Consider the following 21,135-nt stretch of genomic DNA (forward strand, 5'->3'; position numbering starts at 1 on the left):
AAAACGAGGAGACCCCCCGGTAGCGCTGCTGCTCGAAACTGCGGTCGCGGATTTCACCCAGGCGGTTGAAAAACACTGCCCTGGCCAGCGCATTGCGCGCCTCGCCCTTGTTCAGGCCGGCATGCACGCGGCGGCGCAGTTCCACGCTTTGCAGCCAGTCCAGGATGAACAGCGTGCGCTCGATGCGGCCCAGCTCGCGGAGCGCCACGGCCAGGCCGTTCTGGCGTGGGTAGCTGCCGAGCTTTCGGAGCATCAGGGAGGCCGTCACCGTGCCCTGCTTGATCGAGGTGGCCAGCCGCAGGATTTCGTCCCAATGGGCGCGGACGTGCTTGATGTTGAGCGTGCCGCCGATCATGGGTTTCAGCGCGTCATAGGCGGCGTCGCCCTTCGGGATGTAGAGCTTGGTGTCGCCCAGGTCGCGGATGCGCGGCGCGAAGCGGAAGCCCAGGAGGTGCATCAGGGCGAAGACGTGATCGGTGAAGCCCGCCGTGTCGGTGTAATGCTCCTCGATCCGCAAGTCGGACTCGTGGTACAGCAGGCCGTCGAGCACGTAGGTCGAATCGCGCACGCCGACGTTCACGACCTTGGTGTGAAATGGCGCGTACTGGTCAGAAATGTGGGTGTAGAACGTCCGCCCTGGGCTGCTCCCGTATTTCGGGTTGATGTGGCCGGTGCTCTCGGCCTTGCTGCCGGTGCGGAAGTTCTGGCCGTCCGACGATGAGGTGGTGCCGTCGCCCCAGTGCTCGGCGAAGGGATGGCGGAACTGTGCGTTGACCAGATCGGCCAGCGCCGCCCCGTAGGTTTCGTCGCGGATGTGCCAGGCTTGCAGCCAAGCCAGCTTGGCGTAGGTCGTGCCGGGGCAAGACTCCGCCATCTTGGTCAGGCCCAGGTTGATCGCGTCGGCGAGGATCGTGGTCAGCAACAGGTTCTTGTCTTTGGCCGGGTCGCCCGATTTCAGATGCGCGAAATGCCGAGTGAAGCCCGTCCATTCGTCCACCTCCAGCAGCAGTTCGGTGATCTTGACGTGCGGCAGGATCATTGCCGTCTGGTCGATCAGCGCTTGGGCGGTGTCGGGTACCGCCGCGTCGAGCGGCGTGATCTTCAAGCCTGACTCGGTGATGATGGCGTCCGGCAGCTCGTTGGCCGTCGCCATACGGTTGACGGTGGCAAGCTGTGTTTCCAGCAGCGTCAGCCGGTCGTTCAGGTACCGGTTGCAGTCGGTGGCCACGGCCAGCGGCAATTCGCTGGCCTGCTTGAGGCTGGCGAATTTCGCGGGCGGCACCAGGTAGTCCTCGAAGTCCTTGAACTGGCGCGACCCCTGCACCCAGATGTCGCCGGAACGCAACGCGTTCTTCATCTCCGACAGCGCGCACAGTTCGTAGTAGCGCCGGTCGATGCCGGTGTCGGTCATGACCAGCTTCTGCCAGCGCGGCTTGATGAACTCGGTCGGCGCGTCGGCGGGCACCTTGCGGGCGTTGTCGCTGTTCATGCCGCGCAGCACCTCGATGGCGTCGAGCACGTCCTTCGCGGCGGGAGCGGCCCGCAGCTTGAGCACGGCAAGGAATTCCGGCGCGTAGCGGCGCAGCGTGGCGTAGCTTTCGCCGATGCGGTGCAGGAAATCGAAGTCCTCGGGCTGCGCAAGCTTCTGCGCTTCGGTGACGCTCTCGGCGAAGGCATCCCAGGACATGACGGCCTCGATGGCGGCGAACGGATCGCGGCCCGCCTGCTTGGCCTCGATCAGCGCCTGGCCGATGCGGCCGAACAACCGCACCTTGGCGTTGATCGCCTTGCCGGACGCCTGGAATTGCTGCTGATGCTTGTTCTTGGCGGCGTTGAACAGCTTGCCCAGGATGCGGTCGTGCAGGTCGATGATTTCGTCGGTGACGGTGGCCATGCCCTCGATGGCAAGCGCCACCAGGGTGGCATAGCGTCGCTGCGCCTCGAACTTGGCCAGGTCGGCGGGCGTCATCTGGCCACCCTCACGGGCGATCTTGAGCAGGCGGTTCTGGTGCACCGACCGCTCGATGCCAGAAGGCAGGTCGAGCGCCTGCCACGCTTTGAGGCGTTCGATGTGTTCCAGCATGTGCCGCGAATTCGGTTTGACGGGCGATTGGCGCAGCCAGGCCAGCCAGGTCGTTTTGCCGTTGTCCCGACGCTTGAGCAGATCGTCGAGGCGGCGGCGATGCGCGTCCGACAGCGGTTCGGCCAAGGCATCGTAGATGCGCCGGTTGGCGCGGGTGATTGCTTCGGCGCTCGCCCGCTCGACGGCGTTGAGGGCAGGCAGAATGACCGACTGCTGCCGCAGGTGCTCGATCAAGGTGCTGGCCAGCACGATGCCCTTGTCGGTCTGCAAGGCCATCTCGGTCAGCAACTGGACGGCCTGCCGGTAGTGGCCCATGGTAAAGGGCTGGAAGCCGAACACCGTTTGCAGTTCGACCAGGTGCTCGCGCCGGGTCTGCTCCCGCTGCCCGTATTCGTCCCAGCTTTCGACGCTGACCTTGAGCTGGTCGGCGACCAGTTTCAACAAGGGCGGAAACGGCGGCTCATCGACGCCCAGGATGACACCAGGAAAGCGCAGGTAACAGAGCTGCACGGCGAAGCCCAGCCGGTTGGCCGGGCCGCGCCGCTGCCGGATGATGGAGAGGTCGGTTTCGCTGAACGTGTAGTGACGGATCAACTCATCCTTGGTGTCCGGCAACGCCAGCAGGCTTTCGCGCTCGGCGGCGGACAGGATTGAACGACGTGGCATATTTACTGATCCGTTCTCAAGTATTGATACAGGGTTTCGCGACTGATTCCGAATTCACGAGCCAGCTTGGTCTTTTGCTCGCCAGCCTCGACACGTTGGCGCAGTTCGGCAATACGCTCAGACGACAGGGATTTCTTCCTGCCACGGTAGGCCCCGCGCTGCTTGGCGAGCGCGATGCCCTCGCGCTGCCGCTCGCGGATCAAGGCGCGTTCGAACTCGGCGAACGCGCCCATTACCGACAGCATCAGGTTCGCCATCGGCGAGTCCTCGCCGGTGAAGGTCAAATGCTCCTTAAGGAACTCGATGCGTACGCCGCGCTGGGTGAGGCCCTGCACCAGGCGGCGCAGGTCGTCGAGGTTGCGCGCCAGACGATCCATGCTGTGCACCACGACCGTGTCGCCTTCGCGCACGAAGGCGAGCAGCCGTTCCAGTTCGGGCCGCCGTGTGTCCTTGCCCGACGCCTTGTCGGTGAACACTTTATCCACCTGGATCTGTTCGAGCTGCCGTTCTGGGTTCTGGTCGAAGCTGCTGACGCGGACGTAACCGATGCGCTGACCGTGCAAGGTATCCTCCTGAGGGAAATGTGTCAGGAAGAAATCTATGACCCTTGACGGCGCATGTCAATCAATTCGGAAGGCAACTCTATTCTGACGATTTAGCGCCGGATGGTCTGACGCCAAGTTAGGGTATGCCTCAATCTGACGGTAGCGAGTCGCAGGCGTTCGGATCGGCATCGGTTTCGTTCCCTGTCTTGGCACGCGCTTCGAAGCGTTGATAACACTCCAACCCGCAGAAGTGCTCGACGTATTCCGCGCCTTCCGGGGTGAAGGCGGCATCGAGCGGGATTTCCTTGCAGCACACGCAGCAACTGGTGGTGGTCGAGTCACTTGCATTCATGGTGGCACCCCTCCATTGACTGACGAAGACGGCGAATGCCGCCGCCGGCATTGGCTTCGCGAACAGGAAGCCTTGTCCTGTGTCGCAGTCCGCTTGTCGCAATAGATCAAGACTCGCCGATGTTTCCACGCCTTCAGCCACCACATCCATGCCCAGCCCGTGCGCAAGCTGAATCACGGTGTGCACGATGGTTTGGTCGCGGCGGTCGTTGGCGAGCCCGGCGACAAACGATTGGTCGATCTTGAGCGTGCTGATTGGGCAGCACTTCAGATGTTGCAGACAGGAATACCCCGTCCCGAAGTCATCGGCGGCGAAGCGCACACCGATCTGCCGCAAGGCGTCCAGGGCGGGGAAGATCGCCGGATCACCAAACGCGACCGATTCGGTCAGCTCGATTTCGAGATACTCGGCGGGCAACTCGGCATCAGCCAGCACGCCCTTTACCCACCCGTCGAAGTCCGGTCCCACTTGGCTCGCCGAAACATTGACGGCCAGCCGGAACGGTCGCCATGCCAGCATTCGCCAGTCACGCATCTGGCGGCAGGCTTCGCCCAGCACCCAAGCGCCGATTTCAGGCATCAGGCCGGACGATTCGACCACGGGCAGGAACTGGCCCGGTGGCAATAGTCCAAGCGTCGGATGACGCCAGCGCAACAGGGCTTCCGCGCCGACAATCCCACCACTGCGCAGATCGACGACGGGCTGGTAGTGCAGTTCAAGCTGCCCGCGCTCGACCGCTTGGGCCAGTTCCGGCGTCGTCCATCCATCCGGCCGGAAAGCGCTCATTCTCTTTCCCTGAATGCCCGCAACGCCCGCGACAGGGACAGAAGGAACAGGCCGGTCAAACCGAGCGCCGCGATGACCCAATGCTCGCCGAGGAAAGCACCGGCGGTTGTGCCGGCCAGCACGACAGCGAGGATGGGCAGGTGGCAGGGGCAAGTCAGCACAGCCAGTCCGCCCCACAGGTAGCCGGTGATCGGTTTGTGCGTCTCGGACGGCAAGCGCTCGGGGTTGTTCATGGCAGACTCTCCGCGTGCTGTGCCGGCTCGGTCGGCAGGGTGGCCAACTGCACTTCCAGATCGGCCAACGCTTCGCGCCGACGCTCGACGAACTGACGCAGCAGGGCAAGCTGCGCGGCCGCTTCGTCGCCGTCCGCCGCATCCAGCGCCCGGCACAGCCGCGCCAGCGCGTCGAGGCCGATGCCCGCCTCGAAGGCCGCCCGCACGAAGCACAGCCGTTGCAAGGCGGCGTCATCGAACAAGCCGTAGCCGCCTGGTGTGCACGCCACCGGGCGCAGCAATCCGCGCAGCAGGTAGTCGCGCACGATATGCACGCTCACCCCGGCATCAAGAGCCAGCCGGGACACCGTGTAGGCGTTCATTGAACACCTCCTTTTTCTCACCCGGCGCAGCAGGAAAGCTGCTTCACATCCTTGTTGAAGGTCTGCGCCGCGAGCTTCAACCCCTCGACCATCGTCAGGTAGGGGAACAACTGGTCGGCCAGTTCCTGCACCGTCATGCGGTTGCGAATGGCCAGAGCCGCCGTCTGGATCAGTTCACCCGCTTCCGGCGCGACCGCCTGTACGCCGATCAGCCGATGGCTGCCTTCCTCGATAACCAACTTGATGAAGCCGCGTGTGTCGAAGTTGGCGAGCGCACGCGGCACGTTGTCCAAGGTCAAGGTGCGGCTGTCGGTCTCGATCCCGTCGTGGTGGGCTTCCGCCTCGCTGTAGCCCACGGTCGCCACTTGCGGATCGGTGAACACCACGGCCGGCATTGCGGTCAGGTCGAGCGCCGCATCGCCGCCGGTCATGTTGATCGCGGCACGGGTGCCGGCCGCTGCCGCCACATAGACGAACTGCGGCTGGTCGGTGCAGTCGCCGGCCGCGTAGATGTTCGGGTTGCTCGTGCGCATGCCTTGGTCGATGGCGATGGCACCTTGCGCATTGACAGTGACCCCCGCTGCGTCCAGCGCGAGGCTGCGCGTGTTCGGTGTCCGACCGGTGGCAACCAGCAGTTTGTCGGCGCGCAATTCACCGTGCGTGGTGGTCAGCACGAATTCACCGTCCATATGGGCGACCTGGCTGGCTTGCGTGTGCTCCAGCACCTCGATGCCCTCGGCACGGAAAGCGGCTGTCACCGCCTCGCCGATGGCCGGGTCTTCACGGAAGAACAAGGTATTGCGCGCCAGGACCGTGACCTTGCTGCCCAGCCGGGCAAAGGCTTGCGCCAGCTCCAGCGCCACCACCGACGAGCCGATTACGGCAAGGCGTTCGGGAATGGTGTCGCTCGCCAGGGCCTCGGTGGAAGTCCAGTAGGGTGACTCTTTCAAGCCCGGAATCGGCGGGACCGCCGGGCTGGCACCCGTGGCGACCAGGCAGCGGTCGAACATCACGACGCGCTCGCCACCCTCGTTCAAACGGACGGTAAGGCTCTGGTCGTCCTTGAAGCGCGCCTCACCGTGCACAACGGTGATGGCCGGATTACCGCCCAGGATGCCTTCGTACTTGGCGTGCCGCAGTTCGTCGACGCGGGCCTGCTGCTGGGCCAGCAGCTTACTGCGGTCAATCGTAGGCACAGTTGCCGCAATACCGCCATCGAACGGGCTTTCCCGGCGCAGATGGGCGATGTGGGCGGCGCGGATCATGATCTTGGACGGCACACAGCCGACATTGACGCAGGTGCCGCCGATGGTGCCGCGCTCGATCAGCGTGACCTGCGCGCCTTGCTCGACGGCTTTCAGCGCCGCCGCCATCGCGGCTCCACCGCTGCCAATGACCGCTACCTGCACCGGGGGCTCGTTGCCACTGTGCTTTTCGGCGGCGGCCATCCATCCCCGCACCTTGTCGAGCAGTCCGACGCGGTTGTCCGCCAGTGGCGCATCGGCTAGCGTTGCCTTGTAGCCCAGTCCGGCCACGGCGGCAGTCAGCGCGTCCGGCGATGTGCCCGGCACGATGGCGAGTTGCGCTGTGCCCTTCGGATAGGACACCAGCGCCGACTGCACGCCTGGCACTTTTTCCAGCGCTTCCTTGACGTGCGCCGCGCACGAGTCGCAAGTCATGCCGGTGATTTTTAGATGGGTCATGCAACAGATCCTTTATCGTTTGTGGCGCCAGACAATGACGTCCGTTGTGCTGCGGTGCCGTTTTCAGTGACTCACTGCTTGACGCTGGACGGATAGCCCGCGTCTGCGGTTGCCTTGGTCAGCTTCTGCACGCTGGTCTTGGCATCGTCGAAGGTGACGACCGCTTGGCGTGTCTCGAAAGTCACGTCAACTTTGCTGACGCCTTCGACCTTGGAAATCGCCTTCTTGACAGTGATCGGGCAGGCGGAGCAGGTCATGCCCGGTACGGACAGCGTGACGGTCTGGGTGGCGGCCCAGACGGGGGCAACAACGGCGGCGAGGGCGAGGGAGGCAAACAGTTTCTTCATGGTGAACTCCGATCAGTAGAAAAATGGCATGACGTAGGGAAATCCGAGCGCGACCAGAACCAGCGCGGCCACGATCCAGAAAATGAGCTTGTAAGTAGCTCGCACTTGGGGAATCGCGCAGACCTCACCCGGTTTGCAGGCCGCTGCCTGCCGGTAGATGCGCCGCCAGGCGAAGAACAACGCCACCAGCGCCACGCCGATAAAGATGGGGCGATAGGGTTCCAACACCGCCAAGTTGCCGATCCAAGCGCCGCTGAACCCCAAGGCGATCAGAACCAACGGCCCGAGGCAGCAAGCCGAGGCGAGGATGGCGGCAAGCCCTCCAGTGAAGAGCGCGCCGCGCCCGGTTTTTGGTTCAGACATGCGCTTGTCCTTTCGAATTGAAATTGGATAGCGTAACCTTACTTCCGTACTCATGTACGGAGTCAAGCGATATGGAAAACAATTTGGAGAACCTGACCATTGGCGTTTTCGCCAAGGCGGCCGGGGTCAATGTGGAGACCATCCGTTTCTATCAGCGCAAGGGCTTGTTGCTGGAGCCTGACAAGCCCTATGGCAGCATCCGCCGCTATGGCGAGGCGGATGTAACGCGGGTGCGCTTCGTGAAATCAGCCCAGCGGCTGGGCTTCAGCCTGGATGAGATCGCCGAGCTGCTGCGGCTGGAGGATGGCACCCATTGCGAGGAAGCCAGCAGTCTGGCCGAGCACAAGCTCAAGGACGTGCGCGAGAAAATGGCTGACCTGGCGCGCATGGAGGCCGTGCTGTCTGAGTTGGTGTGCGCCTGCCATGCGCGAAGGGGGAACGTTTCCTGCCCGCTGATCGCGTCACTACAGGGTGGAGCAAGCTTGGCAGGTTCGGCTATGCCTTAGCGTGCTTTATTTTCCGTTTTCTGAGACGACCCCTGCCTCGCCGGAAGTGGCGATGCTCGAGAAAAAAAGCCGCCTCGATCTCGGGCGGCTCCAGGGGAGGGCAGGGGGGCGATCACCGCTTGCAATGCACCAGGTCGTCGTTCACCCACGCACTTTCGACCAGGCCGTTTTCGCGCAGCTCGTCGCACGCTTCGCCTACCTGCTCGCGCCACTTCTTCGGCCGGGTGGAATCCGAGCCGCACATCAGCCGGAACGTCTCCAGCTTGAGCGGGTACGGCTCCTTGTGGGTGGCGAAGTAGTCGAACATGCGCCGCGCGGTGGGCGACAGCTTGCGGTACTTCTCCCACACGAATTTCGTGTAGTGGTCGCCGGCGAACAGCACCACGATTTCGGCGTCGATCTCGACCTGGCAGCGCGACGTGCGCTTGCCGCGATCCAGGACGCGGAAGCGCCGGATCAGCGACACCGATTCGAGCCGGCCGATGCGTTGGGATGAGAACTGCATGGCCGACGCCTGGAGCCGCGTCAGGCATTCCTCGGCCCTTGTGTAGTACCGACCGTTGATTGACCAGTCCAAGTCCTGGCAAAGCTCGTAGAACGTGAAGGAAACCGGCTCTCCGAGCGCGGTGCGCTTCGCGTACTCCAGCACCTGGGCGAATACCAGCTCGTCGTCGTCGGCGCGCAGCTCGATCCCGGTGTAGGTGATCTCCACGTCTTTGTTGACGTGGTAGATCGACTGGCCTTGCAGCGCGGCGCGCGGCACCTTCTTGTTGCGGACGGTGAAGATCGCCGACCGCCCGAAGTCGTTGGGCAGTGCCCGCATGTGATCCGGCCAGGGAGCCAGGTCGAACAGCGAGAGCTGCATGTCCTTGATCTGCTGCTTCGTGTGCTTGAGCAAGGCCGTCTGCTTGGCCTCGCTGACCTTCTCGGCCAGCTCACCGCCGGCCGTTCGCTTCTTGGTCGCCATCGCACTACTCCGTTTGTCCTGGGCCAGCGCGCCGATCTGCTCGGCCATCTTGTTCACGGCGGTGCGCGGTTCGGGCGGCAGGCCCATCGTGCGCGCAAGCTCGGCCGATTCCTGCGCCATGCGCTCGGATCGCTCGACGGCGGCACTTGCCGGCGTCGGTAGCTTCGGCGGCAAAGCCGCCTCGTTGTCGCCGGCCGTGGCCGGCAGCTCGAAGAGGGAACCGGCGGGGCGGAAGGCCCCGCCGGCGCTGCCCGAGTCCCTGCGAGCGGCGGCGGTACGGGCGGCAAGGTCGGTGGCGTCGGCTTCGCTAAGCCCGCCCTCGATGAGCTTGCGCCTGTATTCCTGCTCGTTGAACTCGTTCTGCATCTAATCTCCCTCCTAGCATACTGCCCGGCCGTGGCCGGGCCTGGCCTTACTGGCCGCCGCCTGGCGCTTTGGTGTCCAGGTATTCGATTTCCTCGGCGATGAAATCGAAGCCGTATTCGGTCTTGCCGTCCTTCTCGTACTTCGTCGGCTCGATGCGGCCCTGGACGAACACCTTGGAGCCTTTGCCCAGGTACTTGCCCGCGTTCTCGGCCAGGCCGCCGAACGACTTGATGCGGAAGAAGTCCGTCTGCTCCTGCTTCGCACCGGCTGCGTTGCGCCACACGCGATTGACAGCCAGGTCGAAAACGGCGCGGGCGCTGTTTTCGCTATGGCGAACGTCGGTATCGCGGGTAAGATTACCGATAAACTGGAACAGGTTGTGGCTCATTCGTCATGCTCCTTTCGCTAATGGAGTCGTCAGTTTAGCTAAACCTGCGTCCGTGGTCAAGAACTTTAGCGGCTAAAATTTTCTGCCGCCCGCACCGAGAAGGCATACGGGCCTTGTACAACTACATCTTCTTCACGAACGTGCTCCGGCTGCTCGATGAGCGGCACATGACGAAAAAGGAGCTATCGGACAGGTCGGGGGTTTCGATCTCCTTCCTGTCCGATCTCACTACTGGCAAAGCCAACCCCTCCCTAAAGGTGATGGAGGACATTGCGCAGGCCCTTGAAACTCCCCTGCCGCTCCTGCTTGAATCGACCGACCTGGACAAAGAAGCCCTTGACACCCTGGCCGGCGGCAAGGCACCCCGAAGCCTGCCGCCAGGCTTCGAGCGCGTGGCGGCCGTGCTGCCAGAACACCAGGCGTTCATCGTCAAGAAGTGGGGCGAAGCGACAAGGAAGAAACTTAGAGGGAGTTGACGCCAGGATGTGAGAAGGGAAGGGAAGCGGCGCGGAACTGAGCCACAAGAGCCAGCCAAGTTTTAGCCGCTAAAGCCCGCCGGGGTGGCTCAACCCCCGGACAACCCATAACGCAAACGCCACGGGTTCGGCGCGAGGGCGCACGGAGCATGCGCCGCGTTGTCGCCTCTTTCGCCCCTGCAATCCGCGATGCAACGTCGCGGCCGAAGTCACCCTTGTGCGCTTCGGTGTTGCGGTCGAAATTAGTTCGGTATATCGTATGAACCTGTGTAGAATGCGCGAAACGCAACGGCATACAGGGCATACGGAATGACCGACCAGAAACCAGAACACAACAGCATCAAGGAACGGGCGAAGAAGAAGCTCGAACGCGACATGGGGCCGGAGCTGCTGGCCGCCCTCAACGATCCCAAGACCGTTGAAATCATGCTCAACGCGGACGGCAAGCTCTGGCTCGAACGCCTGGGCGAGCCGATGAAGTGCATCGGCACGCTGCGCGTCGCGCAGGCGCAAGCCATCATCGAAACCATCGCGGGCTACCACGGCAAGGAAGTCACGCGCTCCAAGCCGATCCTGGAAGGCGAGCTGCCCCTTGATGGCAGTCGCTTCGCCGGCCAGCTCCCGCCGGTTGTGCCCGCACCCACCTTCGCCATTCGGAAGAAGGCCGTCGCCATCTTCACGCTCGATCAGTACGTCGAACGCGGAATCATGACCGCGCCGCAGCGCGAGGCATTGATTGCAGCGGTGCGCGCGCACCGGAACATCCTTGTGATCGGCGGCACCGGCTCGGGCAAGACCACGCTGGTGAACGCGATCATCAACGAGATGGTGATTCAAGACCCGACCGAGCGGGTTTTCATCATCGAGGACACCGGCGAAATCCAGTGCGCCGCCGAGAACTACGTCCAGTACCACACCAGCATCGACGTGAACATGACGGCGCTGCTGAAAACCACCCTCCGCATGCGCCCCGACCGAATCCTGGTCGGCGAGGTGCGCGGCCCCGAAGCCCTTGATCTGTTGATGGCCTGGAACACCGGGCACGAAGGAGGTGCTGCAACCCTGCACGCAAACAACGCCAAAGCTGGATTGGATCGGCTCGCCATGCTCATCAGCATGCACCCCGATTCCCCGAAACCCATTGAACCGCTTATCGGCGAGGCGGTTCACGTGGTTGTTCATATCGCCCGCGTCGAAGGCTCGCGGCGCATCCAGGAAATCTTGGAGGTTTCCGGGTTCGCCAACGGCCAGTACATCACCAAAACCCTCTGACTAGGAGTTACGACCAATGCAAGCAACCTTCCCGGCATTCCGCCTCAACCGCAACGCCCTGTTCTACATGGGCCTCTTCGCCCTCCTGGCGTTCTTCCTGCTGGCCCCCCAGCACGCATTCGCCTCCGAGGGCACCGGCGGCTCTCTGCCGTATGAGAGCTGGCTGACCAACCTCCGCAACTCCGTCACCGGCCCGGTGGCCTTCGCGCTGTCGATCATCGGCATCGTGGTCGCCGGCGGCATCCTGATCTTCGGCGGCGAACTCAACGGCTTCTTCCGCACGTTGATCTTCATCGTCCTGGTCATGGCCCTGCTGGTCGGCGCGCAGAACATGATGAGCACGTTCTTCGGCCGTGGCGCGGAAATCGCCGCCCTGACCGATGGCGCGCTGCACCAGGTCAAGGTCGCCGCGCTGGACGTGGCCGGCTTCCCCGGCGAAGCCGTCATGCGCTGGGCCGAGCGCGGCCACATCGCGGGGTAAGTCATGGCTCTGCGCGCGATCCCCATCCGTAGGGCCGGCAACCGAGAAAACCTGTTCATGGGCGGGGATCGTGAGCTGGTGATGTTCTCGGGCCTGCTGGCCGGCGCGCTGATTTTCAGCGCCCAAGAAGTGAGGGCAACGGTGTTCGGCATCGCCTTGTGGTTCGGCGCGCTCTTCGCGCTGCGCCTCATGGCGAAGGCCGATCCGAAGCTGCGACACGTGTACCTGCGGCACCGCCGGTACAAGCCGTACTACCCGGCTCGCAGCACGCCCTTCCGTGACAACACGCCGAGTCAAGGGAAGCAATACAAATGATCGAAGCAATCGCAATTGCCATTGCTGTGCTCGGTGCGGTTCTGTTGCTCATCCTCTTTGCCCGCATCCGGGCTGTCGATGCCGAGCTGAAGCTCAAGAAGCATCGCGCCAAGGATGCCGGCCTGGCCGATCTGCTCAATTACGCCGCCGTGGTCGATGACGGCGTGATCGTGGGCAAGAACGGCTCCTTTATGGCCGCCTGGCTGTACAAGGGTGATGACAACGCCAGCAGCACCGAGGAACAGCGGGAAATGGTGTCGTTCCGCATCAACCAGGCCCTGGCGGGCCTGGGGAACGGCTGGATGGTGCATGTCGATGCTGTGCGTCGGCCTGCGCCGAACTACTCGGAGCGGGGCGTGTCATCGTTCCCCGACTCCGTTTCCTTCGCCATTGACGAGGAACGCCGGCGCTTGTTCGAGGGCCTGGGCGCGATGTTCGAGGGCTACTTTGTCCTGACCGTCACGTGGTTCCCGCCAGTGCTGGCCCAGCGCAAGTTTGTCGAACTCATGTTCGATGACGATGCGGTGGCTCCCGACCATACGGCGCGCACTACGGGCCTGATTGCGCAGTTCAAGCGCGAGATCACCAGCCTGGAATCGCGCCTGTCCTCGGCGGTCAAGATGACGCGCCTGCGCGGCCAAAAAGTCGTGTCGGAAGAGGGCAGGGAAGTCACGCACGATGACTTCCTGAGCTGGTTGCAGTTCTGCGTGACGGGCCTCCATCACCCGGTCATGCTGCCCAGCAATCCGATGTACCTCGATGCGGTAATCGGCGGGCAAGAGCTGTGGGGCGGCGTCGTGCCCAAGATCGGGCGCAAGTTCATCCAGGTGGTCGCCATCGAAGGCTTCCCCTTGGAGTCAACGCCTGGGGTGCTCTCGGCCCTGGCCGAGCTGCCCAGCGAATACCGCTGGTCGAGCCGCTTCATCTTCATGGATCAGCACGAGTCCTTGAAGCACCTGGACAAGTTCCGCAAGAAGTGGAAGCAGAAGATTCGCGGCTTCTTCGATCAGGTGTTCAACACGAATACCGGCTCGATCAACCAGGACGCGGCCGCGATGGTCGGCGACGCCGAGGCGGCCATCGCCGAGGTCAACAGCGGCTTGGTGGCGGCCGGCTACTACACCAGCGTAGTCGTGCTGATGGACGAGGATCGGGAGCGCCTGGCGGCCTCCGCGCTCCTGGTCGAGAAGGCCGTCAACCGCCTGGCCTTCGCGGCCCGTATCGAGACGATCAACACGCTCGATGCGTACCTGGGCAGCTTGCCCGGCCACGGCGTCGAGAACGTGCGCCGGCCGCTCATCAACACGATGAACCTGGCCGACCTGCTGCCGACAAGCTCGATCTGGACGGGCAGCGCCACGGCTCCGTGCCCGATGTACCCGCCGCTGTCGCCGGCGCTCATGCACTGCGTGACGGTGGGCGCTACGCCGTTCCGCCTGAACCTGCACGTGCGCGACCTGGGCCACACCTTCATGTTCGGCCCGACCGGCGCAGGCAAATCGACGCACCTGGGCATCATCGCCGCGCAGCTCCGTCGCTACGCCGGCATGTCGATCTACGCCTTCGACAAGGGCATGTCGATGTACCCACTCGCGGCCGGCATCCGCGCGGCCACGAAGGGCAAGAGCGGCCTGCATTTCACGGTGGCCGCCGACGATGACCGCCTGGCGTTCTGCCCGCTCCAGTTCCTCGAAACGAAGGGGGATAGGGCCTGGGCGATGGAGTGGATCGACACCATCCTGGCGTTGAACGGCGTCAACACCACGCCGGCGCAGCGCAACGAGATCGGCAACGCGATCATGAGCATGCACGCCAGCGGCGCGCGCACGCTCTCCGAGTTCTCGGTGACGATTCAGGACGAGGCGATCCGCGAGGCCATCAAGCAGTACACGGTGGACGGCTCGATGGGCCACCTGCTCGACGCCGAAGAGGACGGCCTGTCGCTGTCCGACTTCACGGTGTTCGAGATCGAAGAGCTGATGAACCTGGGCGAGAAGTTCGCGCTGCCGGTGCTGCTCTACCTGTTCCGCCGCATCGAGCGCGCACTGAAAGGCCAGCCCTCCGTCATCATCCTGGACGAAGCCTGGTTGATGCTGGGCCACCCCGCGTTCCGCGCCAAGATCAGGGAATGGCTCAAGGTGCTGCGCAAGGCCAACTGCCTTGTGCTGATGGCGACGCAAAGCCTCTCCGACGCGGCCAACTCGGGCATCTTGGACGTGATCGTGGAATCGACCGCGACCAAGATTTTCCTGCCTAACGTCTACGCCAGGGATGAGGACACATCGGCGCTCTATCGCCGTATGGGCCTCAACGCGCGTCAGATCGAAATCCTGGCGACTGCCATTCCGAAGCGTCAGTACTACTACGTCTCGGAGAACGGCCGCCGTCTCTATGACCTTGCCCTGGGGCCGATGGCCCTGGCCTTCGTCGGTGCGTCCGACAAGGAATCGGTCGCCACCATCAAGAGCCTCGAAGCCAAGTTCGGCCACGAATGGGTGCATGAGTGGCTGGCCGGCCGTGGGCTGAATCTCAACGACTACCTGGAGGCCGCATGAGCATCGCCGACACCCTCAAGGGCTTGATCTTCAAGAAGCCCGCCAACTCCGCCGAGCCGCGCGATCCGCGCCGCTCGAAGGAACCGCTCGCCGGCGGCCGCCGTGCGGGCGAGGCCGAGAACCCCTACCTGGCCGCGCGCCGCACCTGGAACGATCACGTGGGCAGCGTCGTCTCGCAGCGCCAAACCTGGCAGGTGATAGGCATCCTGTCGCTGTTGATCGCGCTGGCCGGCGTGGGTGGCGTGATCCACATCGGCAGCCAGTCGAAGTTCATCCCCTACGTGGTCGAGGTGGACAAGCTGGGCCAGACGGTGGCCGCCGGCCCGGTGCAGGCCGCAGGGAAGGCCGATCCGCGTGTCATCCACGCCGCCGTTGCGGACTGGATGAGCTGCGCGCGCATGGTGTCGCCTGACGTGGCCTTGCAGCGCAAGTGCGTGTTCAAGGCGTACTCGATGCTCGCCCCCAACGATCCGGCGACGCCAAAGATGAACGAGTGGTTGAACGGCACGCCCGATTCCAGCCCGTTCAAGCGCGCCGAGAAGGAAATGGTCAGCGTCGAGATCAAGACCGTCATCCCGCAAACGCCCGACACCTGGCAAGTCGAGTGGGTGGAAACCACGCGCGACCGCCAAGGCACGCTGAAAGGTCAGCCCGTCACCTGGCGCGCGCTCGTGACTACCTACATCGCCGAGGTCACGCCCAACACCACCGATGAGCAACTGCGGAACAACCCGTTGAGCATCTACGTGCGTGATTACTCCTGGTCCCGCATCCAATGAATTCGAGGTCATCCACCATGAAGAAAACCCTCTCCGCTTTGATCGTGGGCGCTGCTGTGGCGGTGCCCTCCCTGGCTCTGGCCGCCCCTGGCGACGACATTGCCGACAAGTATTTCAACAAGACCAACCCGACGCTGACCGCTCAAGAGCGCGCGGCGCTCGCCATCGCCAAACGGTGGGAAGCGGGGTCGGCGACCGGCATCAAGCCGGTGGCCGGCTCGGGCGGTGCCATCAAGTTCGTGTACGGCGCGCAGCAGCCGAGCATCGTTTGCGCGGTGCTCCAGGTGTGCGACGTGGCCTTGCAGCCCGGCGAACAAGTGAACTCGATCAACCTGGGCGACACGGCCAGGTGGACGGTGGAACCGGCCATCACCGGCAGCGGCGCGACCGAGGTTCAGCACCTCATCATCAAGCCGATGGACGTGGGCCTCGAAACCAGCCTGGTTGTGACCACGAACCGCCGCAGCTACCACTTCCGCCTGCGCTCGCATCGCACCGAGTACATGCCGCAAGTCTCGTTCACGTACCCCGAGGAAGCGCAAGCCAAGTGGGACGCGATCCAGCGCCGCGAGAAGCAGGAACGCACCGACAACACCCTGCCGGCGACGGGCGAGTACCTGGGCGATCTCTCGTTCGACTATGAGCTGTCCGGGTCGGCGAGCTGGAAGCCTGTGCGCGTCTACAACGATGGCCGCAAGACCATCATCGAAATGCCCGGCACGATGCAGCAGACCGAAGCGCCGACGCTCCTGGTCGTGCGCAAAGAGGGCGGCTTGTTCACCGACGACGAAACGGTGCTGGTCAATTACCGCGTGCAGGGCAATCGCTACATCGTGGACACGGTGTTTGACCGCGCGATCCTGATTGCCGGTGTTGGCAGTAGCCAAGACCGCGTGACCATCAGCCGGAGGAAGTGACCATGCGCAAGATCGTCTCTCTCGCGCTGCTCGCCCTCGCCCTGGGCCTCGGCGGCTGCGCAACCACCAGCCAGTACGGCAACTTCGTCCAGTCGGCCGCGCTCGATCAGCAGAAGCTCGCCACCGACGCGGTGCAGCAGCTCGCCACGCTGTACGCGCCGGCGCGCACGCGCCTGGAGCTGCAACAGCCGACGCCCGATCCGTTCGGCCAGGCGCTCGTCAAGTCGCTGCGCGACAAGGGCTATGCCCTCCTGGAGTACGCCCCGGCCGGCGCTTCCACGCAGGCCCCGGCCTCGGCGGCATCGCAGGCGAGCGCACCGGCCACCACGGCCGCGTCGGGCGGCCTGCCGTTGCGCTACGTGCTCGACCAGGCTGGCGACTCGAACCTGTACCGCCTGACCTTGATGGTCGGCAATCAATCCATCACCCGCCCTTACCTGGCGCAAAACGGCACGTTCGCGCCGGCCGGGTACTGGGTGCGCAAGGAGTGACGCCATGACAGAAAACGCCGATCAGATGGCACCTGACGCTTCGCCTGGCGAAGTGTCCAAGAAGGCGGGCGTCCGTCGCGTCAACAACATGCCCATGTACATCCTCGGCGGCGTCCTGCTGTCGTTCGTGCTGGTCATGGCCCTGGTCGCGGCGGATCGCGCGGCCAAGCAGAACGCGCCGGCGGACGGCCCCAAGGAGAAGGCCGGCAACACGTCGATGTTCGCCAAGGAGATCGCAGGCGACAAGACCGGCGGCTTGATCGAGCCGGCAAGCCCGCTCAAGGTGCCCGACATGCCGACCGGCCCGGCGTCGGCTCCGCTGGAGATCGCGCGGCCGTCCAACCCGGACGCGCCGCCGGCCCCGCCGGCCAACCCCGGCAACCCGGGCCAGCCGGTGAACGACGACGAGGCCCAGCGCATCCGCATGGCGAAGATGCAGATGTTCGGCGAAGCCGTGAAGGCCAAGACCACCGTGCGCGTGGATGCCCCGCGTAGCAACGGCTCCGCGCCGGGTGGCCCGAGCACCTACACCGGCACGCCGCAGACGCGCGATGAAATGCTGAACCGCATCGCAGCGGTGCAGCAGCAAATCGACGCGCAGCGCAGCAACGATCCGACCGCCGCCTATCAAGCACGCCTGGCGCAGATTCGCGGCATGGGCGTCGGTGGTGGCGGCGCGGCTCCGGCCGCCGGCGGCATGGGCGCGGGCGGTGCGCCGCAGCTCCTGCAAACCTCGACCAGCGGCGGCGGGCGCAACAGCATGGCGCAGTTCGGCCAAGGTGGGCAGGGCGACCGCTGGAAGCTGGATTCGCAGCCGGAAGCGCCGCGCACACCGTTCGAGCTGCGCGCGGGCTTCGTCGTGCCGGCCACGCTCATTTCGGGCATCAACTCCGATCTGCCGGGCCAAATCATGGCCCAGGTCGCGCAGGACGTGTACGACACACCGACCGGCAAGCACCTGTTGATCCCGCAGGGATCGCGCCTCGTCGGCTCGTATTCGAGCGACGTGGCCTACGGCCAAGCGCGCGTGCTGGTTGCGTGGCAACGCATCGTGTTCCCCGATGGCAAGGCGATGGACATTGGCGCGATGCCAGGCGCGGACAGCGCGGGATACGCGGGCTTCCACGACCAGGTGAACAACCACTATGTGCGCCTGTTCGGCTCGGCCTTCCTCATGTCCGGCGTGACAGCAGGCATCACCTACAGCCAACGCCAGAACCAGGCCACAAACACCTATGGCGCACCGAGCGCCAGCAGTGCCCTAAGCGAAGCCCTCGGCCAGCAGCTCGGCCAGGTTACGGCGCAACTCATCGCCAAGAACCTGAGCATTTCGCCGACGCTGGAAATTCGGCCGGGGTATCGCTTCAACGTCGTGGTCACGAAGGACATGACGTTTTCCAAGCCGTACCGTTCCTTCGATTACTAACGCCATAGGAGAAAAGCACCATGAAGCCGAAGTTTTTAGCCGCTAAATTGGCCCTCGTCATTGCTGTTTCGAGCACGCTGGCGGTCACACCTGTGCAGGCTGGCATCCCCGTCATCGACGGCACCAACCTGTCGCAGAACATCATGACGGCCATCGAATCGGTGGCCCAGACGCTCAAGCAAATTGAGCAGTACAGCACCCAGCTCCAGCAGTATCAAAACCAACTCCAGAACACGATGGCCCCGGCCGCGTATATCTGGGATCAGGCGCAATCGACCATCAACGGGTTGATGAACGCGGTCAACACGCTGGATTACTACAAGACCCAACTCGGCAGCCTGGACAGCTACATCGGCAAGTTCCAGGACGTGAACTACTACAAGAACTCGCCGTGCTTTACGGCGGCAGGGTGCTCCGACGCGGAACGCGCAGCACTTCGGAATGTGGCCCAGCTCGCGAGCGAGTCGCAGAAGAAGGCCAACGATGCCTTGTTCAAGGGCCTCGATAGGCAGCAAACGAATCTCACGGCCGATGCAGCGACGTTGCAGCGTCTTCAATCGGCAGCGCAGGGCGCGCAGGGCCAAATGCAGGCCATCGGCTACGCCAACCAGCTCGCCAGCCAGCAGGCCAACCAGCTCTTGCAGATTCGTGGCCTGCTGATCGCGCAGCAGAACGCGATGGCAACCAAGATGCAGGCCGACGCCGACAAGGAAGCCCAGCAGGCGGCAGCGGCCGCACAACTGCGCCAGGGCAGCTACCGGGCCAGCCCGGCGCGCACCTGGTAAGGGGGATTCATGAAAGCAATCAAGGCTCTGTCCTTGGCCTCGGCCGCCCTCGTGGCGGCCTTGGTCGCCGGCTGCGACAACAAGCCGGCCACGGCCCCCATGCCGGAAGTGAACGACGAGAACTGCAAGCCCGAGAACATCGCCAAGATCGAGGACAAGGGCGTCCAGCAGGCTTTTTCGTCGCTGTGCTTGCGTCGTGGTGGGGATTTCAAGCCCAGCCCGAAACGCGAATGGTGAGGTGCTGACGATGAGAATGCCAGCCAATCTAAAAACCCTCGCCCTGCCGCTGTTCGTCTGGCTGGCGTTCTTCGCGGTCGATGCCCACGCGGCCATCGACAACGCCGGCGTGTTCGATAGCGTGCTGGATCGCTACCAGGCCGCCGCGAGCGGCTGGGCCGGTGTCATCACCACGGCCGCAACCTGGCTCTTCTGGACGCTGGTTGTGATCTCGATGGTCTGGACGTTCGGCATGATGGCCTTGCGCAAGGCCGACATTGGCGAGTTCTTCGCGGAGTTCGTCCGCTTCACGATCTTTACCGGCTTCTTCTGGTGGGCGCTAACCAACGGCCCTAACTTCGCCTCGTCCATCTATGCGTCGTTGCGGCAGCTCGCCGGCAACGCGACGGGCCTGGGCAATGCTCTGTCGCCCTCGGGCATCGTGGACGTGGGCTTTGCGATCTTCGACAAGGTGATGGATCAGTCCTCGGTGTGGTCGCCGGTGGACAGCATGGCCGGCATCCTCATGGCCGTGGCGATCCTGGTCATCCTGGCCCTGGTCGGTGTGAATATGCTTCTGCTGCTCGCGTCGGGCTGGGTGCTCGCCTACGGCGGCGTGTTCTTCCTCGGCTTCGGTGGTTCGCGCTGGACTTCCGACATGGCGATCAACTACTACAAGGTCGTCCTGGGCGTGGCCGCGCAGCTCTTCGCAATGGTGCTCCTGGTGGGCATCGGCAAGACCTTCCTCGATGACTACTACTCGCGCATGAGCGCCGGCATCAGCCTCAAGGAAATGGGCGTGATGCTGATCGTCGTCATCATCCTCTTGGCGTTGGTCAACAAGATTCCGCCGCTCATCGCCGGGATCATCACCGGCGCGAGCGTGGGCGGTGCCGGCATCGGCCAGTTCGGTGCAGGTGCTGCGTTGGGTGCCGCAGGCATGGCAGCAGCAGCGGCCGCGACCGGCGGCGCCGCTCTGGCCGCCGGCGCAGCCTCGGCCGCCGGTGGTGCCTCTGCCGTCATGGCCGCCTTCTCGAAGGCCAATGAGAACGTGTCGGCAGGCACGGACGTTATGTCGGCCTTCTCTGGTGGTGGCAGCTCGGGCGGTGGTTCGGGCGGTGGCGGTGGCGACGCCGGCACCGGCGGCACGCCGTTCGCGCAGGCTGCGGGCTTTAGCGGCGGCTCCGGTGGCGGCTCGTCGTCGGGTGGCGGCAGCACCTCGACCGGCAGCAGCTCGGGCGGCTCGAAGGGTGGCGACAAGGGCGGTGACAAGGGCGGTGCCGGCGGTCAGGGCAGCGGCTCGACGGCCAGCACCGGCAGCAGTGCCGACAAGGCCGCCAAGAACGAACCCAAGCCCGCCGGCGGGGCAGGGCAAGGGCAGCAGGCCGCACCGGGCAGCACCGGCCCCGGCTTGCTCGCATCGGCCGCATCGGCCCTCGGCACGGCCGGCCGCATCGCCGCCGACGCCGGCGCGAACTTGGCGAAGGGAACCGCCGATGTTGCCAAGGCCAAAGCCGCGAGCCTGCGCGAAGCCGCAGCCGAGCGGATCGCCGACACCACTGGCGGAAAGATCGCCGCCGCGATCAAGGCGCAAGGAAGCGGCACGGCCGAGAACATCGACGTGCCCGACCAGCAGCCCGCGCCGAGCTTCGGCGACAACAGCCTGGCAGGCGGCCCTGCCGATGCCGATCCCGAGTCCGAAGTAGCTGCGTTCGCCAACCGCGAGCAAGGCCGCGACGGCACAACTGCGTAACC

The 21,135-nt window shown here is 64.3% G+C and carries 22 protein-coding genes and 1 pseudogene; 13 read left to right on the forward strand and 10 right to left on the reverse strand.

All coding sequences use genetic code 11. The features are described 5' to 3' along the window. Window positions 1-16: 16 nt before the first annotated feature. From SA496_RS28835 to merT, 8 genes and pseudogenes are all read right to left on the reverse strand, one after another. Window positions 17-2,749, reverse strand: a pseudogene (locus SA496_RS28835) (Tn3 family transposase); the annotation flags it as partial. A gap of 2 nt (window positions 2,750-2,751) precedes the next feature. Continuing rightward, entirely contained in the window at window positions 2,752-3,312 is a 561-nt protein-coding gene (locus tag SA496_RS28840) for a recombinase family protein (protein ID WP_003124096.1), read from the reverse strand. 130 nt (window positions 3,313-3,442) lie between these two features. Continuing rightward, window positions 3,443-4,432, reverse strand: a complete 990-nt coding sequence (locus SA496_RS28845) for a DUF3330 domain-containing protein (protein ID WP_003132006.1) — start codon at window positions 4,430-4,432, stop codon at window positions 3,443-3,445. Beyond that, entirely contained in the window at window positions 4,429-4,665 is a 237-nt protein-coding gene (gene merE / locus SA496_RS28850) for a broad-spectrum mercury transporter MerE (RefSeq protein WP_003132004.1), read from the reverse strand. Before merE ends, SA496_RS28845 begins: the two co-directional genes overlap by 4 nt. After that, on the reverse strand, window positions 4,662-5,027 hold the full coding sequence (gene merD, locus SA496_RS28855) for a mercury resistance co-regulator MerD (protein ID WP_000995360.1): 366 nt from the start codon (window positions 5,025-5,027) through the stop codon (window positions 4,662-4,664). Before merD ends, merE begins: the two co-directional genes overlap by 4 nt. Window positions 5,028-5,044: 17 nt before the next feature. Next, window positions 5,045-6,730, reverse strand: a complete 1,686-nt coding sequence (gene merA / locus SA496_RS28860) for a mercury(II) reductase (RefSeq protein ID WP_003158917.1) — start codon at window positions 6,728-6,730, stop codon at window positions 5,045-5,047. A 71-nt stretch (window positions 6,731-6,801) separates the two neighbouring features. Next, window positions 6,802-7,077 (reverse strand): mercury resistance system periplasmic binding protein MerP, encoded by a 276-nt coding sequence (gene merP, locus SA496_RS28865; RefSeq protein ID WP_003131987.1) that lies wholly within the window; start codon window positions 7,075-7,077, stop codon window positions 6,802-6,804. Window positions 7,078-7,089: 12 nt separating this feature from the next. Next, complete coding sequence (gene merT, locus SA496_RS28870; RefSeq protein ID WP_003131974.1) at window positions 7,090-7,440, reverse strand: mercuric ion transporter MerT; 351 nt, start codon at window positions 7,438-7,440, stop codon at window positions 7,090-7,092. A 71-nt stretch (window positions 7,441-7,511) separates the two neighbouring features. On the opposite strand from merT, the gene SA496_RS28875 reads away from it, so the two are divergent. Beyond that, on the forward strand, window positions 7,512-7,946 hold the full coding sequence (locus tag SA496_RS28875) for a mercury resistance transcriptional regulator MerR (protein WP_003131969.1): 435 nt from the start codon (window positions 7,512-7,514) through the stop codon (window positions 7,944-7,946). 112 nt (window positions 7,947-8,058) lie between these two features. On the opposite strand, the gene trfA is transcribed toward SA496_RS28875, so the two are convergent. Continuing rightward, a complete protein-coding gene (trfA, locus tag SA496_RS28880) occupies window positions 8,059-9,279 on the reverse strand; it encodes a plasmid replication initiator TrfA (protein WP_011114072.1) in 1,221 nt (406 codons plus the stop codon). A 46-nt stretch (window positions 9,280-9,325) separates the two neighbouring features. Further along, complete coding sequence (locus tag SA496_RS28885) at window positions 9,326-9,667, reverse strand: single-stranded DNA-binding protein (protein ID WP_000019167.1); 342 nt, start codon at window positions 9,665-9,667, stop codon at window positions 9,326-9,328. A 113-nt stretch (window positions 9,668-9,780) separates the two neighbouring features. On the opposite strand from SA496_RS28885, the gene SA496_RS28890 reads away from it, so the two are divergent. From SA496_RS28890 to trbL, 12 genes are all read left to right on the forward strand, one after another. Next, window positions 9,781-10,143 carry a transcriptional regulator gene (locus tag SA496_RS28890; RefSeq protein WP_011114045.1) on the forward strand — a complete coding sequence of 121 codons (363 nt, stop codon included), beginning with the start codon at window positions 9,781-9,783 and terminating at the stop codon, window positions 10,141-10,143. Window positions 10,144-10,452: 309 nt separating this feature from the next. Next, window positions 10,453-11,415 carry a P-type conjugative transfer ATPase TrbB gene (gene trbB, locus SA496_RS28895; protein WP_000132020.1) on the forward strand — a complete coding sequence of 321 codons (963 nt, stop codon included), beginning with the start codon at window positions 10,453-10,455 and terminating at the stop codon, window positions 11,413-11,415. A 16-nt stretch (window positions 11,416-11,431) separates the two neighbouring features. After that, a complete protein-coding gene (gene trbC, locus SA496_RS28900) occupies window positions 11,432-11,896 on the forward strand; it encodes a conjugal transfer system pilin TrbC (RefSeq protein WP_011114046.1) in 465 nt (154 codons plus the stop codon). 3 nt (window positions 11,897-11,899) lie between these two features. Beyond that, window positions 11,900-12,211 carry a conjugal transfer protein TrbD gene (locus tag SA496_RS28905; protein WP_001207961.1) on the forward strand — a complete coding sequence of 104 codons (312 nt, stop codon included), beginning with the start codon at window positions 11,900-11,902 and terminating at the stop codon, window positions 12,209-12,211. Next, complete coding sequence (locus SA496_RS28910; protein ID WP_011114047.1) at window positions 12,208-14,766, forward strand: VirB4 family type IV secretion/conjugal transfer ATPase; 2,559 nt, start codon at window positions 12,208-12,210, stop codon at window positions 14,764-14,766. The genes SA496_RS28905 and SA496_RS28910 overlap by 4 nt, the downstream gene beginning before the upstream one ends. Next, window positions 14,763-15,545, forward strand: a complete 783-nt coding sequence (locus tag SA496_RS28915; protein WP_011114048.1) for a conjugal transfer protein TrbF — start codon at window positions 14,763-14,765, stop codon at window positions 15,543-15,545. The genes SA496_RS28910 and SA496_RS28915 overlap by 4 nt, the downstream gene beginning before the upstream one ends. A gap of 17 nt (window positions 15,546-15,562) precedes the next feature. Continuing rightward, window positions 15,563-16,462 (forward strand): P-type conjugative transfer protein TrbG, encoded by a 900-nt coding sequence (gene trbG, locus SA496_RS28920; RefSeq protein ID WP_006122480.1) that lies wholly within the window; start codon window positions 15,563-15,565, stop codon window positions 16,460-16,462. Between the two features lie 2 nt (window positions 16,463-16,464). Further along, the gene (locus SA496_RS28925; protein ID WP_006122479.1) at window positions 16,465-16,953 is read left to right on the forward strand and encodes a conjugal transfer protein TrbH; all 489 of its coding nucleotides are present in this window, start codon (window positions 16,465-16,467) and stop codon (window positions 16,951-16,953) included. Between the two features lie 4 nt (window positions 16,954-16,957). Continuing rightward, a complete protein-coding gene (locus SA496_RS28930; protein WP_011114050.1) occupies window positions 16,958-18,379 on the forward strand; it encodes a TrbI/VirB10 family protein in 1,422 nt (473 codons plus the stop codon). Window positions 18,380-18,399: 20 nt separating this feature from the next. After that, window positions 18,400-19,164, forward strand: coding sequence for a P-type conjugative transfer protein TrbJ (gene trbJ / locus SA496_RS28935; protein WP_010890135.1), 765 nt, complete (start codon window positions 18,400-18,402; stop codon window positions 19,162-19,164). Between the two features lie 9 nt (window positions 19,165-19,173). Continuing rightward, the gene (gene trbK / locus SA496_RS28940; protein WP_000644148.1) at window positions 19,174-19,401 is read left to right on the forward strand and encodes an entry exclusion lipoprotein TrbK; all 228 of its coding nucleotides are present in this window, start codon (window positions 19,174-19,176) and stop codon (window positions 19,399-19,401) included. Between the two features lie 10 nt (window positions 19,402-19,411). Then, entirely contained in the window at window positions 19,412-21,133 is a 1,722-nt protein-coding gene (gene trbL / locus SA496_RS28945; protein ID WP_330115684.1) for a P-type conjugative transfer protein TrbL, read from the forward strand. The last annotated feature ends 2 nt before the right edge of the window (window positions 21,134-21,135 follow it).

Source organism: Pseudomonas sp. JS3066 (genome assembly GCF_036328175.1).
Classification (GTDB): domain Bacteria; phylum Pseudomonadota; class Gammaproteobacteria; order Pseudomonadales; family Pseudomonadaceae; genus Metapseudomonas.